Here is a 14,212-nt window from a genome sequence, read left to right as displayed (position 1 = left end):
AAATTTTGACCCAGTGTTCCCCATCCCTTTGCATGTCCGATATGTCACCAGTTAGTAACGACCTTGATTTGATTAAGCAGCTTAGCCCAAGCTCGATGGATCAAATTATGCTCTACTTGGCCTTCAGTGCAATGAGGCTGGGAGGGCATCGACACGGGGCATTTTTAGATGCAGCGGCAACAGCCGCTAAATGCGCGATTTATATGACCTACCTGGAACAAGGTGAAAATCTGCGCATGACGGGGCACCTGCACCATATTGAACCCAAACGGGTCAAAGTTATTGTCAAAGAGGTGCAGCAGGCGCTGGTAGAAGGCAAGCTGCTGAAGATGTTGGGTTCTCAAGAACCGCGCTATCTGATCCAGCTTCCCTATGTTTGGATGGAAAAATATCCCTGGCAGCCTGGGCGATCGCGAATTTCGGGCACCAGTCTAACCTTAGAAGAGAAACGCCAGATCGAAGAAAGGCTACCGGATAACCTGCCCAACGCCCAAGTGATTAATGCCTTTCACTTTATGGAACTGGTTGAGTCACTCCATGCTCGGGCTCAAGAAGAATTGCCCCTAGAGCGCCGCATGATGCTCAGCGAAGCCCTCGCCGAACACATCCGACGACGGCTTATTTACTCAGGCACCGTCACCCGCGTTGATACTCCCTGGAGTTTGCCGTTTTACGTTTTAACCCGAGCCTCGTACTCGCCAGCTGACCCTGAAGAACGCACCTACGTCATGGTGGAAGATACCGCCCAGTATTTCCGATTGTTGCGTAACTGGGCCGATCGCCGTCCTGATACCATGCGGATTTTAGAAGAACTGGACGTGCCGCCTGAGCATTTAGAAACAGCGATGACAGAACTCGATGAAATTATCAGGGCTTGGGCCGATAAATATCACCAGGTAGGCGGCAAACCCATCGTGGTTCAAATGGCAATGGGCCACAAAGAAGACTAAGCAGACGGGCAGTGGGAATCAGCATCCATGACTTCCCACGCCTGCTCAACCACTCGACCGAGCCGCTGTCGCAAAGGTTGGGCTAACACCGCATCATCTTCTAAAACCTCTGAGAGTAACTCTTCTAAGCTCTGCCCTTGGGAACGGGCAGCCAAAACCACCCCGGCTAAAGCCGCCGCAATCTGCTCGACGGTAACTTCGGCGGGGGCAGGAATGATTGAATCTACAAGGACTTCTGAAGTAGGATATTGCATTACGGCTGAATAGAAAAGCAAGCTTGTTAAAGGTACAGGTCGTAGGCAATTTGCTTACGACGATTACTGTTTGGCAAGTTTAGCGTATTTCTTTAAGATTTTTGCCTTGAATTTGCTGATAGGTCGCCTAACTTTTTAAAGTCCTGCTTTCCAATGCAAGAAATTTTATATATAGAAGTTCCCACCCCTGATTTGGCTGCGGTCAAAACCTGGCTGCAAAAAACTTGGCTACCGGAAGGAGGCGAAAAGGTCAGCACCCCCGATGGTTTGCGGCTTGAGTTTGCCACGGCTAAAGCCGAGCGATCGCCCAAGCCTCTCCCTTCAGCTTTGTCTATCATCGTTTGGCCGCTGCAGCGTACGACCTATCTCAAAGTTTTTCGTTGGGCTACCGCTCCGCTACCGCAAGAAACCCTGCTATTACAGCGTTTGACCAGCGAAATTCGCCAGCAGTTTCCTCAGCAGTATCCTGTACCGCCTGAGGTGGATCTATCGCAACAGTCTATTTTTGAAGCTTTGGGTGCTCGCTACCCCAAAACCGTACAGTATTTTCAGCGCATGCCCAATGGCGAAGCGGACTTGCAGCGAGTTTACTGGTGGGAAAAACGCTGGCGGGCATCGGTGAGAGCGCCGCAGCAACCCACACGCGTTCTATTTCAGCCCGCTGAAGTTTCACCTGAGCAGCGGCAAGCTTTGCAGCAAGCTGAAACGTCTGAGCAGCCTACTTACGATTTAATTTATGTTGGCGGTGCCCTGGGGATTTTGCACGCCACCGTCATGGCGAGCCTGGGCTACCGCGTGCTGCTGATTGAGCGGTTACCCTTTGGTCGAATGAACCGGGAATGGAATATTTCGCGAGAAGAGTTTCAATCTCTCCTGGATCTGGGGTTGTTTAGCCCGACGGAGTTTGAAACCTTGATTGCGCGTGAATACGAAGACGGCTTTAACAAATTTTTCGATGCCAACAATCCGGCAGTAGCGAAAGCCCCCGTCTTACATACACCCACCGTTCTCAACATTGCCCTAGACTCAGACAAACTGCTGCGGCTCTGTGGCGAAAAGTTTTTGGCGGCTGGCGGCAGAATTTGGGATGAAACTGAGTTTAACTGGGCAGAAATCAAACCCGATGAAGTGGTGGTTCTTACCCAAACTACCACCGCCACGCCCACATTCCGTACGGCTAAAGCTAGGCTGCTGGTAGATGCTATGGGGACGGCTTCCCCTATTGCTTGGCAGCTCAATGGCGGACGAGCATTTGATAGCGTTTGCCCGACTGTAGGCGCTTGCGTTTCAGGCGGTTTTGAACCTGGCGTTTGGGATTCAACCTACGGCGATGTACTGTTTAGCCACGGGGACGTGTCTCGCGGACGGCAGCTCATTTGGGAGCTTTTCCCCGGACGCGGTCATGAACTGACCATTTATCTGTTTCATTACCATCAGGTGGATCCTGAAAATCCTGGATCGCTGCTGGAAATGTATGAAGACTTTTTCACCATTTTGCCAGAGTATCGACGTTGCCACCTAGACAAGCTAACCTGGCGCAAACCGACCTTTGGCTATATTCCTGGCCACTTTAGTCTCGGTGGCAGCGATCGCCAAGTAGCGTTTGATCGCCTAGTGGCAATCGGCGATGCGGCCTCTTTGCAATCGCCGCTGGTGTTTACGGGCTTTGGTTCTTTGGTGCGTAACCTGCCGCGTCTCACCGATTTGCTACACTTTGCCCTCCGCCATGACCTGCTCAAAGCCCAGCAGCTCAATCAAATTCGCGCTTTTCAAAGCAATATTGCTGTTACCTGGCTATTTTCCAAAGGTATGATGGTGCCCACTGGTCAGGCGATCGCCCCGCAGCGCATCAACTCAATGCTCAATACTTTCTTTGGCGTGCTCGGCCAGGAATCCCCTGAGACAGCCAACCGCTTTATTAAAGATCGCTTTACGTGGCTAGAGTTCAATCGCATGGCGCTCAAAGCTGCAAGCCGCAATCCGGCGCTGCTGCAGTGGATTTGGCAACTGGCTGGCCCTCAAGATCTCTGGCGCTGGTTGGGTAGCTATTTCAACTTTACCTTTAGCACTTTTTGGAGCTGGTTCTTTAGCTGGCTACCTTTTGTCGTGCAGTGGAGCGAACCGTGGCTAGCTACGTTAAGTCCGGCGATCGCCTTTTGGCTCAAAGCCCGCTGCTACGAGATTACCTACGGCATGGGGCGGCCTTTGCCCACCCAGCAGATCATGAACCCTATAGAGCCGCCGCCAGCCACCACAAAGCCAGGTCGTCCGTCAGCCGCAACCCCCTCTACCGCTCCCTCACCCGACTAAAAAACTCTCCCCGCTAGGGCTAGTCAAACACCACCAACCAGACCCCGTTAGCCGCTAAAGACTAGGCCGTTGGCTTTTCGGAAAGCTAGGTAACTCAACAGCCGCCAAAGACTGCCGTTTTTTCTGAGGACGTAAGGGATAGACCAACGGCGAAGGCGTACTTGCAGTAGCGCTGGTGGTTAAGATGGGCGGCGCTAGGGTTGCCGCTGTCGGCGGGGGGGGCAGCGGGGAAACGGCTTGGTTAGCAGTTGCCGGAGTTGGTGCGGGCGGTTCTGGCTCTAGCGAAACGCCACTAGGGCCAGGTGGCCGATCTAGAGTGATAGGCATTCCCCAAGGCGAGGGTTCAGTAAACTCAATGGCGGTGGTTGGCGGCTCTGAAGCTGCGATCGCCGTTTCCGGATCATCGGGTTCGGCTAGCCGTTCGGCTTCAGCCTGAGCCGAACTTTCAATCACCCGCTCTAGATCTTGCCAGAGTTGATTTTCCGCTTCTGGATCGTTGGCGCTGCTATTAAAGGCTGCTGTCGGCTCAGGTGGCTCGGCGGCGGCAGGTGTAGCGGTCAGTCCGGCGATCAAAGCGGCTAAGTTAGGATCAGCCGCTGTCGCTTCGGCTGAAGACCAGGGCTGAATTCGCTGAGCCTTAGGCATGGAAATGGGGCTATTTGCCCCCTCTAAGCGGCTGGGCAAAGTTTCAAGGGGGACAGCGGCCTGACGACTCGGCGGCACATCCAAACACTTTTCTAGCGCCACTTTGAACTGCATAGTGTAGCGTTGCTGTCGCTGCAAACGGGCTCGCAAATCACGGCAGCTTGTTTCAGCCTGCTGCAACGCCTGAGACTGTTCGCTGTAGCGCTGTTGGATCAGGGCACATTCTCGCTCTAGCTGCGCTACGTGCTGACGGCTATTGTCTAACTCTGTCTGCAGCGTTTCGTTAAGCATTTGCTGCCGCCGCAAGGCTTGGTTAGAAAAATCCAGTTCGCTAACTAGCTGAGCAATCTGCTGATTGTTAGCGGCGATTTGCTCGTTGCGATTGACGGCACTTTGCTGATCTTGCGATCGCGCCACTTCTGCCTGCAAAGCCAATTGAGACGTTTCTAGCGCATCTTCTAAATGAGCGACTCTGGCAATGAGATGGTCGTTACACTGGTTGAGATCGCGTACCAGCGTTAGTAGCTCAGCTTCTCGAGCCGCTGGAGTCGCCGTTGGCGGCGCTTGGCTAGCAGCCGCGATCGCCGCTGGTGGAAGGGTTCCTGGAAAGTTAACCGTTTGCCAGGAGTCCTCCGACGACGGTTGCTCAGGGGGAGATACGTTCGGCAGAGAAACCGCTTCTGAGTTTGTGCTGTTGGCACCCGCCCCAGTGGGATGCTCTGAGTCGCGGGAAGGAACGTTCGCTTCGCTCATGATTCTGCGCTAGATTTTCAGCAATTCTGTCGGAGAAAGGCTATTTCTAAAAGGTCAACCGTTCAGGTAGGCTTTGCCATCCCTACTGATTTAACACATAAATTAAAGTAGGGCTATTTTTTCAGGTTAATAAATGTAAGCATCTTTACTTTAATGCTCGCACAGCTTAGGACGGCGCGACCACTGTGTGCAGTAGCGCTTGATGCAGCAATGCCTGTTCGGTTAATTCGTGCCGCCGTTTTGCCGTCAGAGCCGCGCCGTTGGTATAGTGCTCAATCCAGGTCTGGCTAATGGTGTGGGTCTGGGCGGGCAGGTGAGCTAAGCCGGAGGTAGCGGCTGGATTGAGATCCCAAGCAGGTAGGTCTAAATCTTGAGCAATCTGAGCCACTTTAGGGTCATAGCTGAGGGCAAAGCAGCGGCAACCTGCCGCCGCCGCCATGACCAAAGCATGAAAGCGCATACCAATGACCATCTCTACACTGGCAAATAGCCCTTTGAGCTGCCAGGGATTGGTCAAGGTGACAATTTGCTGGGGGGCATGCAGGTAGGCTTGCAGCGTTTGGGCGATCGCTAAGTCTTTAGTCGGTTGAAAAGGCACGAGCAGCAGACAGGTTTGGGTAGCCTGTTGAAATTCTCCCAAAGCTTGAGCCATGCGCTCTAAGCGTTCAGCCGTCAGCCAGGGATGACTGCGCAAAGCCACCACCACTCGCGGCCTCGGCAAATCTTGCAAAGCGGCTACCGCTTCAGCCTCTAAAGCCCACACCGGGTCAGGGGCTAACTGCGCCGGAATTTGCCACTGACTCAAAAGCTGAGCCGAAGCGCGATCGCGGACGCTGACGGCTGCACAGCGCTGCAAAACGAATTTGGCCAAGTGCCGACTGAGCCGCCGATTGAGCGGCCCAATTCCCTGTGCCCAGGCAATCGTTTTTAGCCCCATTATCTGCGCTAGCGCCATTAGCCCTCCGTAGTACAGCGGATTCAGGCGACTAGTTGCGTCCTGCATCAAGCTACCCCCACCCCAAATAAACAAATCCGAACGCCGCAAAGCCCCCCATACCGCCACCCAAGACTTACGCGCACAGGCTTCTACGCCGTAGCGTGCTGCTGTTTCTTCCGGATTGCCGGATAAGACAATTGGCGTCACCTTTGCAGGCAACAGTTGCAGTAGCGCCGCTAAAAGCGCTTCATCGCCGCCGTTGCCCATACCGTAGTAGCCGCATAAAACCGCCCGCATTTGTTGCCTTAGCCTTCATTACAGCACTCTATAGAATACTTAAGAATGCTGCCTTCCTTGGCGTAATGCCCCATTTTGCCCGTTAGCTGAGCGTTTGTGGTTGCAGTCATCCTCACCTTTTGGCCGCTTTTAGCCGCTGCCATGCTGCCGCCCAACTCCTGTTAAACTATTAGCTCAAAACGCGTTTTAGTTTCGCTGGCGCTCACCCATGCATGCTCTTTCAATTCCTACCTGGATGGTTCATATTTCCAGCGTTATCGAATGGATTGCCGCTATCTGGTTCGTCTGGCGGTATGCCGAAGTCAGCGATCGCTCCGCTTGGCGCTATCTAGCCTTTGCCATGTTGCCAGCGTTGGTGAGCGCGATGTGTGCTTGCACCTGGCACTTTTTTGACAACGCTACGGCTTTAGATTGGCTGGTGACCTTGCAGGCCAGCCTGACTGTGATTGCCAATGTTGCTTTCTGTGCAGCCGCTTGGTGGATCTGGCGTTGTGCCCGCATTCAGCCCTCTACGACTTCTGACGAGTCCACTCGCTAGCCCAACCATGCTCGACAAAAATACCCTCTTCGCTGTCTCTCTGTTTCCCTATCTGGGATTTCTCTGGTTTCTGACCAAATCCGGGCAAACGCCTCGTCTCGCGTTGATTGGGTTTTATGTTTTGCTGATTTTTGTGGCGGTAACGATTCCAGCGGGGATTTACGCCCGTCAGGTGTACGGACAGGAGTTAGCCAATGTCGATTGGCTCCACGGCAGCGCCGAGCTATTTCTCACAATTTCAAATATTTTGGTGGTGCTGGGCTTTCGGCAAGCTGTGTTAGCTAGCCAGCCAGAAACAACCGGTAAGGGGTCTTAACAGCCACCGTTACGCTAGCAGCCATTACCGCCAGCGTTGATACAAAATCAAGCGATTACCGTCTGGGTCATAAGCGTAGATCTCTCTTCCGTGGGAGGCTTCTAAGATGGGGTTCGTGGCAGGATGGCCTAAGGTTTGGAGATGGGCGATCGCGCGCTCCAAGTCATCAACCTCAAGGCATAAGCTCATAGGCCCCCTGGCAATCGGCGTGAATTCGGCTTGATGGTCAGGTTTAGGCGCAAAGATGGCTAACCGGAATCCGACTAGCTGAAACTCAGCTAATTTTTGGGGAAGGTAAGGTTCAGGCTTTTGCTCAAAAAGCTGCTGATAAAACTGGACAAGTGTTTCTAGCTGAGGGCTTGCCAGAGCCAAAAAAGCAGCTTGATAACTAAACAGCATAGATTTGCTGGCAATAGGAGTGAGCTAAAACTAAATGCCGCCAGCGTTAGCCTTTGCCGCTAAGGCCGAGCCAGCCGGGAGGAAAAGCAAGATTTTGTTGAACAGCACACAGTAAGGAGGCATGTCGTGGTTGCTAGTATATCTGCGCCTCAAGCTATCGAGTCAATTTTAGGGGATGAAGCCGAAAGTTTACTAACCCATAAGGCCAAAGTGGCCAAAGACCAGCTACATTTACCAGGCCCAGATTGGGTCGATCGCATTTTTGCCCAAAGCGATCGCAATCCTCAAGTTTTACGCAGTTTGCAGCAGCTCTACAGTGCTGGACGGCTGGCGAATACGGGTTATCTTTCAATTTTGCCTGTCGATCAGGGAATTGAACACTCTGCAGCCGCTTCTTTTGCGCCTAACCCGATTTATTTTGATCCTGAAAATATTGTCAAACTGGCGATCGCGGGCGGTTGTAATGCAGTTGCTACCACCTTAGGCGTTTTGGGCATGACCTCGCGCAAATATGCTCACAAAATTCCTTTCATCGTTAAGCTTAACCACAGCGAACTGCTGAGCTATCCCAATGCAGCCGATCAAATTATGTTTGCCTCGGTTGAGCAAGCTTGGAATTTAGGCGCAGTAGCCGTTGGAGCCACCATTTACTTCGGTTCACCCGAATCTAATCGCCAGATTCAAGAAGTACGAGCCGCTTTTGCCCGCGCCCACGAACTGGGTATGGCGACTATTTTGTGGTGCTATTTACGCAATGATGTCTTTAAGCAAGACAAAGACTATCACCTAGCAGCCGATCTGACCGGACAGGCCAACCACCTCGGCGTTACGATTGAAGCCGACATTATCAAACAAAAACTGCCTGAAACAAACGGTGGCTATCAAGCAGTAGCGCAGGCAACGGGTGAAAAATACGGTCGAACCGACGATCGCGTTTACAGCGAACTCTCTTCAGACCATCCCATTGACTTAACCCGCTATCAAGTCCTCAACTGCTATTCAGGCCGAGCCGGACTGATCAATTCAGGCGGATCTTCGGGTAAAAATGACTTTGCCGAAGCCGTTCGCACTGCCGTGATCAACAAGCGGGCTGGGGGCTGTGGGTTAATTTCGGGTCGCAAGACCTTTCAGCGTGACTTCAAAGAAGGGGTCAAGCTTTTTCATCAAATTCAAGATGTTTATCTGGCAGATGAAATTACTATTGCCTAGCAAACGCTATTGCCTGGGATGACGGTAGCGATACTCCCAGGGCATTTCAGGGTGAGCCTGTCGCCAAAAATTGAGCTTACTGCGACGGGCGATCGCCTCTGAAGCCAGGTATCGCAGCTTGTACTCGTCGTGTAGGTGTTTGCGGTAAGCCACAGCATGACCTTCGCAAAGAAGCTGGGTGTTGATGCAGCCATCAACGACCCAAACTTCACCAATTAAACGACCGTGGCGATCGCGGTCAATTTTAATCACTTCCATTTGGTCATAGGGCGTCAGTAGCTGTTGCAGCCGCTGACGCGCTTTATTTCCATAGGGGTGTTGTCCCAGTTCCGGGCAGTCAATGCCATAGAGACGAATCAGGTCAACTTGACCGTCGTGGCTGCCAATCAGGGTGTCGCCATCTTTAATCTGCTGCAACTGAAATTTGAGCCGCTGATTCATTAAGGGGTTGAGTTTGAGCTGTTATGATGGCGCTTCAATAACGCTAGGAAATTTGAACATATTAACGCCATTTCAGCCTCCAAAGCTTCGAGCTTTGACCCGGCTTTAGATCAAGCGCGATAGCATAGCGATCGCCGCTGGCTAGACGGCGCTAAATCGCCTGCCGCTGAGGTAGCACCTGCTGACAGGTTTCTAGCAGGCTATGATCCATTTGGCTCAGTTCGTCGATTTCATAGTAATTTTCTAAGCTAGGGGCGGCTGTTACCCCTTGCTCAGAAGCACTCAAATCAGAGCCAGGTTGCAAGGCGATTGCATAGTCTGAAGCAGACTGATCATAACTGCCGACAACCGTTAGCAAGAGGCGATCGGGTTGAACTTCACCTTGAAAACAGTCAAACGAAGAAGACGGCATATAGAACGCTCCAACCGTGTGCTGGTTTCTAACTTCAAACACCAGGTATTCTGACCCAATTTGCTCAGGCTGAGGCGATCGCCCAAACAAATAGATGCCATCGGCAAGGGCATTGCCCAAATTTTGGGATAGCACAGGGTTAGCAAGAGCCGGACTCGTCTGTGGCAACGTCAGCAGGCTGGTCAATACTAAGCCAAATCCGATAGCAAGGCGAGAGACGCGACGTTGTACCCGTTGGAGCGCACAAGCGCTAGGTGGGAGAGCAAAGGTGAAGTTGGGCATAATACGCCTCTGGTGGCAGCCTCTTCACTATCGGCTGTTTTGGATTCCTCCCTGGTGATGGGTTTCCGATCCCAACGTGATCTTAAAAGCAGATTTAAGTGATACGCATCCAAAGCACTTGTGACTGCGATCACACAATCAAGCTAACCTATAAGACCATCAGCGCCTATGCCAAACGCAGCCTCAGGGCTTTTACCGTCTAGCGGCAGCAAACCCTTGAGGCTGTTGTTAAGCGGGTCGAGCGTTTGAGGTTAAGTGGCTTGGTTAGCCCTGCGCTCAGGCTACTGCCTGATCACAAGCATCGATTGAGAATTGATAGCCAAATAGCCAAAAGCAGAAGGCTGAGGGCAGAAGGAGAGCTTTTCTATCAAAGGCTTTCAGCAATTGAAGGGTCTCAACGCTTGTAGTGACAGCTATAGCCACAGTCACAAGACTGACGCCCTCGCCGCAGCCTCAACCCGTCGTCAGATCTCCTCGGCTGTTGCCATCCCGCTGAGCATAGAGGGGCAGGGAACATCCTATCCCTACCCCCCGTGGCTCAAATTTGGAACAGTGTAGCGCTCAAGCTAGCTTAGGCATCTTCCCAAAGCTGACGCACCTTGTCGGGCAGATATCCGGCGATTTCGGTAATACGCTCTTGGGAGAGTTCGTCTTTGGTGGCTGAAAAGACCGCCGCTGTAGCCCTTTCTGGACTGACAAACTTAGACAGACCGCCTTCTTGCTTAACGCGGAACAAAAACGTATCGCCATCAAATTCTAGCGGGGGTCGAACCTGGCTAAGAAAACGCACAATGGGATTGGTATCTTGCCACAGTTCAGCCACTTCGTTTTGCAGCGCTTTATCTTGGGTGGCGATCGCTTTTTCGTGCAGTTCGCTGGCAACTCGACCGGAGGCGTCTGTTGTCATCAGGTCGCGCATGGTGCGGAAAACCACTTCAGCCAAGTCGCGGGCATCAAAGACGTCTTCAAGCTCTCCTTTGAGCATGACTTTTTCTAAAAAGTCCATATTTTCAGTGGCAATGGGCGTTGCGGGTCCGCCTCGCAGCGCTTCTGGCGGATTTTCATTCATTTTTTCTAGCAGGCGCTGACCTTTTTCGGTAAGTTCTGCTTTTTCAAATTCAATCAGGTGAGGCAGGAGGCCGTCTTCAGCGCCGAAGGTGTTAGCAATGCGAACGTCCACTTCATCGGGATTGACCGCATCGGGTACATCGGCCTGGTTAGCATAGGCGTTGCCCGAAAATTTGGCGTCAATGAAGCCCTTTTGATTGAGATAGTCGAGATGGCCTAGCAGATCTGACTTGGTGAGTTGCCGCCCAACAAAGTCATTTTGGGTCAAATCGACTTTGTGCTTACCCTCGGCGGTTTTGTCGCCTTCTGCAATTTTTTTTAGCAAAATATAGGCGACATCATCTCTGAGATTGATAGGCATATAAAATTTCCCCTAGCTGTTAAGTTTTATCAATGCATTACCCCAAACCTTAGGGTGATAGCTGGCCAGAATCATCTGCTAGAAGACGTATTTTGTCTCACTGGATACGGTTTGCGATCGCCTTGAAGCTTATTGGCGCTGGCTTTACAGCGATCGCCTTGTCTTGCCCGTATTAGGCTGAAGAAAGCATAATCACCGCAGAGGATACACAGGTATGACGGCAGCTTCTCCTGCCTTGGCTCCCATTTTTGCCTGGTTTGAGCAACAGGGCTGGCAGCCGCTGCCCTTTCAACAAGCCACCTGGCAAGCCTATCTAGCTGGTAGCAGTGGTTTAATTCAGGTGCCCACCGGAGCAGGTAAAACCTATGCTGCCGTCATGGGGCCAATTGCTGAGTGGCTGCACCAGCCTGCTCAGGGGTTGCAGTTGCTTTATCTCACGCCGCTGCGGGCCCTCGCCCGCGACATTGAACAGGCCATCAGTCGCCCAATTCAAGCAATGGGATGGGCTTTAAGGGTGGAATCGCGTACGGGAGATACCAGTTCGGCACGCAAATCGCGGCAGCTCAAAAACCTGCCCCAGATTTTGATTACAACGCCAGAGTCCCTTGCAGTGATGCTGTCTTACCCAGATACCGCCAAACGGCTGGGCAACCTCAGGAGCGTAATTTTAGACGAATGGCACGAACTGATGAGTTCTAAGCGGGGCACCCAAACAGAACTGTGCCTGTCTCATCTACGCCAGCTAAGTCCGCAGCTTAAAACCTGGGCGATTTCAGCGACGCTGGGCAACTTGCCAGAGGCCGCCCAGGTTGCCGTAGGGCTGGGTGGCGATCCGGTGGTGATCCAGTCTCGTCTGACTCGCAAAACGGTGATTAAAAGCGTGCTGCCCGAAACGGTTGACACCTTTCCCTGGGCAGGGCATTTGGGGCTGCGGCTGTACGAAGAACTGATTGCCGCTTTGGATATGCAAAAATCGACGCTGATTTTTACTAATACGCGATCGCAGGCAGAGCGCTGGTTTCAAGCTTTACAGTTTGCTTTGCCCGAACAAAGCGATCGCATTGCTTTGCATCATGGTTCTATTGACTTTAAAACCCGCGAAGCGATCGAAGCTGGGGTCAAACAGGGCGACATCAAGTGGGTCGTGTGTACTTCATCGCTCGATCTAGGCGTAGACTTTCAACCCGTTGAAAGAGTCGTACAAATTGGCAGTGCCAAGAATATTGCGCGGCTGCTACAGCGGGCAGGGCGATCGGCTCATGTGCCTGCAGGCACCTCAGAAGTGTTCTTTCTGCCCACCCATGCCCTGGAACTGCTAGAAATTTCAGCCTTTCGTCGGGCTTTGGCAGCGGGGCAAATTGAAACCCGACGGCCACTTGCTAAGCCTTATGATGTCTTGATTCAGCACCTGGTAACGCTCGCCTGCGGTGACGGCTTTTTGCCTGAACAAACGCTAGCAAACATTCGCCAAACAGTAGCTTATGCCGATTTAAGCGAGGCTGAGTTTGACTGGGTTCTGTCGTTTCTTGTTCAAGGGGGGCAATGTTTGCAGGCATATCCCCGTTATCAAAAAATTGTTTTAGAACAGGGGCTATATCGCATCTCTAGCCCTCAAATTGCGCGAATGCACCGCATGGGCATTGGCACCATCACGTCTAATCAGTCTGTGCGCGTGGTCTACACCAACCGCAAAGCGATTGGCACGATGGAAGAGTTTTTTGTGTCTAAGCTGAAAAAGGGGGATGTCTTTTTCTTTGCGGGTCGGCAGTTGGAGTATTTTCAGCTCAAAGATATGGTGCTTTACGTCAAAAGCACCCAGAAAAAATCGACGGTAACGCCCAGTTGGGGGGGTGGCAGTCTGGCTATTTCAACTTCGCTAAGCCAGTATCTACGCCAAGAAATTGATCAAGTAAAAAACCTGGCTGACTTGAACGCCGAGTTGACCTGCATTTTGCCCATTTTGGCAACTCAAGAGCGGCTTTCCCATTTACCAGCTCGACAAGAATTACTGATCGAAAGCTGTAAATCGCGAGAAGGTCAGCATCTGTACGTGTTTCCTTTTGAAGGGCGGTTTGTCCACGAAGGGCTAGGGTTTCTCTGGGCTTATCGCTTTGCCCTACAGCAGTCGGCGACTTTTACAGTTTCAGTCAACGACTATGGCTTTGAAATTTTAGCGCCCAAAGCCTATCCGTTTGCTGAACTTTTTAGCGATCGCTTTTTTGCCCTTGACTCACTCCTTGCCGACCTCAAAGCCAGCCTCAATATCTCCGAACTTACCCAGCGCCAGTTTCGTGGCATTGCTCAAATCGCGGGTTTGGTTTTTAAGGGTTATCCATCGTCTCGCAAAACGGTCAGCCAGCTTCATATCAGTGCTTCGCTGATCTATGACGTATTTGCCAAGTACGAACCAGAAAATTTGTTGCTTCAGCAAGCCGAGCAAGAAGTGCTGCAATACCGACTAGAAGCAACCCGCTTGAGCCAGACCTTAAGCCGATTAAGTCAGCTTTCGGTGGTTTGGCGCACAACCCCTCGGCCTTCTCCTTTTGCCTTTCCGCTTTTGGTAGAACGGCTCAGTTCTCGTTTATCTAACGAAACTTTGTTAGAGCGCATTGCCCGCATGAAAGCCCAGTGGCAACAAAAGCGCTAGCTTAAAGCGAGCAGCTACTACGTCCGCTTAACCGGATGGACAGTGAATAATTGAGTAATATTTGACTTTAAGAATTATTTATAAGCTGGGTGAAAGAAGGCTTTTTTCTAAAAAATTTCTTTCTCAAGATAGAGGGCAGCGTTAAAGGCCATAAAACACTGGCTAAAATCACAAAGACCCATGCATCCCAGTTTTCTTTTGGCGTTGAGCTATCTTTGAAAAAAGCTTGCAATAGATAAAATAAAGCGATCGCCACAAAGAGAAAATAGAGCTTTATGAGCATGAGAAGCATAGTTTTGATAGCCAATCGGCGTGTACTTGAACAAAATTGAACAAATATTGAACAAATAATTTATGACCCCGACTGACTTATTTATAAGTCGTTAACTTCAC

The 14,212-nt window shown here is 51.6% G+C and carries 14 protein-coding genes; 6 read left to right on the top strand and 8 right to left on the bottom strand.

Translation table 11 applies throughout. From position 1 onward, the window contains the following. Positions 1 to 41 precede the first annotated feature (41 nt). The gene (hetR, locus tag ACTS3T_RS18775) at positions 42 to 950 is read left to right on the top strand and encodes a heterocyst differentiation master regulator HetR (protein WP_462935361.1); all 909 of its coding nucleotides are present in this window, start codon (positions 42 to 44) and stop codon (positions 948 to 950) included. Here hetR and ACTS3T_RS18770 read toward each other — a convergent pair. Then, positions 947 to 1,204 carry a hypothetical protein gene (locus tag ACTS3T_RS18770; RefSeq protein WP_462935360.1) on the bottom strand — a complete coding sequence of 86 codons (258 nt, stop codon included), beginning with the start codon at positions 1,202 to 1,204 and terminating at the stop codon, positions 947 to 949. The two genes, hetR and ACTS3T_RS18770, sit on opposite strands and share 4 nt — an antisense overlap. Positions 1,205 to 1,357: 153 nt before the next feature. Between ACTS3T_RS18770 and ACTS3T_RS18765 the strand changes: the two genes are divergently transcribed. Then, complete coding sequence (locus ACTS3T_RS18765) at positions 1,358 to 3,514, top strand: flavin-dependent dehydrogenase (protein WP_462935359.1); 2,157 nt, start codon at positions 1,358 to 1,360, stop codon at positions 3,512 to 3,514. A 54-nt stretch (positions 3,515 to 3,568) separates the two neighbouring features. Here the strand turns inward: ACTS3T_RS18765 and ACTS3T_RS18760 are convergent, their stop codons facing one another. Together ACTS3T_RS18760 and csaB are read right to left on the bottom strand one after the other, a co-directional pair. Beyond that, on the bottom strand, positions 3,569 to 4,912 hold the full coding sequence (locus tag ACTS3T_RS18760; RefSeq protein WP_462935358.1) for a hypothetical protein: 1,344 nt from the start codon (positions 4,910 to 4,912) through the stop codon (positions 3,569 to 3,571). Between the two features lie 166 nt (positions 4,913 to 5,078). Next, complete coding sequence (csaB, locus tag ACTS3T_RS18755; protein ID WP_462935357.1) at positions 5,079 to 6,146, bottom strand: polysaccharide pyruvyl transferase CsaB; 1,068 nt, start codon at positions 6,144 to 6,146, stop codon at positions 5,079 to 5,081. Positions 6,147 to 6,354: 208 nt separating this feature from the next. Here csaB and ACTS3T_RS18750 point away from each other — a divergent pair, with 208 nt between their 5' ends. Together ACTS3T_RS18750 and ACTS3T_RS18745 are read left to right on the top strand one after the other, a co-directional pair. Then, positions 6,355 to 6,684: a DUF2499 domain-containing protein gene (locus ACTS3T_RS18750; RefSeq protein ID WP_462935356.1), complete on the top strand. Its 330-nt coding sequence runs from the start codon at positions 6,355 to 6,357 to the stop codon at positions 6,682 to 6,684. Between the two features lie 7 nt (positions 6,685 to 6,691). Further along, positions 6,692 to 7,000: a DUF3593 domain-containing protein gene (locus ACTS3T_RS18745; protein ID WP_462935355.1), complete on the top strand. Its 309-nt coding sequence runs from the start codon at positions 6,692 to 6,694 to the stop codon at positions 6,998 to 7,000. Positions 7,001 to 7,024: 24 nt separating this feature from the next. On the opposite strand, the gene ACTS3T_RS18740 is transcribed toward ACTS3T_RS18745, so the two are convergent. Next, positions 7,025 to 7,399, bottom strand: coding sequence for a VOC family protein (locus ACTS3T_RS18740; RefSeq protein ID WP_462935354.1), 375 nt, complete (start codon positions 7,397 to 7,399; stop codon positions 7,025 to 7,027). A gap of 126 nt (positions 7,400 to 7,525) precedes the next feature. Between ACTS3T_RS18740 and ACTS3T_RS18735 the strand changes: the two genes are divergently transcribed. Continuing rightward, complete coding sequence (locus ACTS3T_RS18735; protein WP_462935353.1) at positions 7,526 to 8,608, top strand: class I fructose-bisphosphate aldolase; 1,083 nt, start codon at positions 7,526 to 7,528, stop codon at positions 8,606 to 8,608. Positions 8,609 to 8,614: 6 nt separating this feature from the next. Here ACTS3T_RS18735 and ACTS3T_RS18730 read toward each other — a convergent pair whose 3' ends face one another. The 3 genes from ACTS3T_RS18730 to ACTS3T_RS18720 form a co-directional block, all read right to left on the bottom strand. Then, on the bottom strand, positions 8,615 to 9,049 hold the full coding sequence (locus tag ACTS3T_RS18730) for a thermonuclease family protein (protein ID WP_462935352.1): 435 nt from the start codon (positions 9,047 to 9,049) through the stop codon (positions 8,615 to 8,617). Between the two features lie 151 nt (positions 9,050 to 9,200). Next, positions 9,201 to 9,743 (bottom strand): hypothetical protein, encoded by a 543-nt coding sequence (locus ACTS3T_RS18725; RefSeq protein WP_462935351.1) that lies wholly within the window; start codon positions 9,741 to 9,743, stop codon positions 9,201 to 9,203. Positions 9,744 to 10,314: 571 nt separating this feature from the next. Continuing rightward, positions 10,315 to 11,172, bottom strand: coding sequence for a DUF2267 domain-containing protein (locus ACTS3T_RS18720; RefSeq protein ID WP_462935350.1), 858 nt, complete (start codon positions 11,170 to 11,172; stop codon positions 10,315 to 10,317). Between the two features lie 214 nt (positions 11,173 to 11,386). Here ACTS3T_RS18720 and ACTS3T_RS18715 point away from each other — a divergent pair, with 214 nt between their 5' ends. Then, positions 11,387 to 13,819 (top strand): ligase-associated DNA damage response DEXH box helicase, encoded by a 2,433-nt coding sequence (locus ACTS3T_RS18715; RefSeq protein ID WP_462935349.1) that lies wholly within the window; start codon positions 11,387 to 11,389, stop codon positions 13,817 to 13,819. 67 nt (positions 13,820 to 13,886) lie between these two features. Here ACTS3T_RS18715 and ACTS3T_RS18710 read toward each other — a convergent pair whose 3' ends face one another. Beyond that, a complete protein-coding gene (locus ACTS3T_RS18710; protein WP_462935348.1) occupies positions 13,887 to 14,126 on the bottom strand; it encodes a hypothetical protein in 240 nt (79 codons plus the stop codon). Positions 14,127 to 14,212: the final 86 nt, after the last annotated feature.

The organism is Almyronema sp. (genome assembly GCF_052168255.1).
Taxonomy (GTDB): Bacteria; Cyanobacteriota; Cyanobacteriia; order Phormidesmidales; family Phormidesmidaceae; genus Sphaerothrix; species Sphaerothrix epifaneia.
Note: the sequence above shows the minus strand (reverse complement) of the source record. Positions and strands in the feature narration are given on the sequence as shown.

Bases quoted from the DNA above. Each gene is read 5' to 3' on its own strand.
- hetR (WP_462935361.1), top strand. From the start codon at position 42: ATGTCACCAGTTAGTAACGACCTTGATTTGATTAAGCAGCTTAGCCCA.
- ACTS3T_RS18770 (WP_462935360.1), bottom strand. From the start codon at position 1,204: ATGCAATATCCTACTTCAGAAGTCCTTGTAGATTCAATCATTCCTGCC.
- ACTS3T_RS18765 (WP_462935359.1), top strand. From the start codon at position 1,358: ATGCAAGAAATTTTATATATAGAAGTTCCCACCCCTGATTTGGCTGCG.
- ACTS3T_RS18760 (WP_462935358.1), bottom strand. From the start codon at position 4,912: ATGAGCGAAGCGAACGTTCCTTCCCGCGACTCAGAGCATCCCACTGGG.
- csaB (WP_462935357.1), bottom strand. From the start codon at position 6,146: ATGCGGGCGGTTTTATGCGGCTACTACGGTATGGGCAACGGCGGCGAT.
- ACTS3T_RS18750 (WP_462935356.1), top strand. From the start codon at position 6,355: ATGCATGCTCTTTCAATTCCTACCTGGATGGTTCATATTTCCAGCGTT.
- ACTS3T_RS18745 (WP_462935355.1), top strand. From the start codon at position 6,692: ATGCTCGACAAAAATACCCTCTTCGCTGTCTCTCTGTTTCCCTATCTG.
- ACTS3T_RS18740 (WP_462935354.1), bottom strand. From the start codon at position 7,399: ATGCTGTTTAGTTATCAAGCTGCTTTTTTGGCTCTGGCAAGCCCTCAG.
- ACTS3T_RS18730 (WP_462935352.1), bottom strand. From the start codon at position 9,049: ATGAATCAGCGGCTCAAATTTCAGTTGCAGCAGATTAAAGATGGCGAC.
- ACTS3T_RS18725 (WP_462935351.1), bottom strand. From the start codon at position 9,743: ATGCCCAACTTCACCTTTGCTCTCCCACCTAGCGCTTGTGCGCTCCAA.
- ACTS3T_RS18720 (WP_462935350.1), bottom strand. From the start codon at position 11,172: ATGCCTATCAATCTCAGAGATGATGTCGCCTATATTTTGCTAAAAAAA.
- ACTS3T_RS18715 (WP_462935349.1), top strand. From the start codon at position 11,387: ATGACGGCAGCTTCTCCTGCCTTGGCTCCCATTTTTGCCTGGTTTGAG.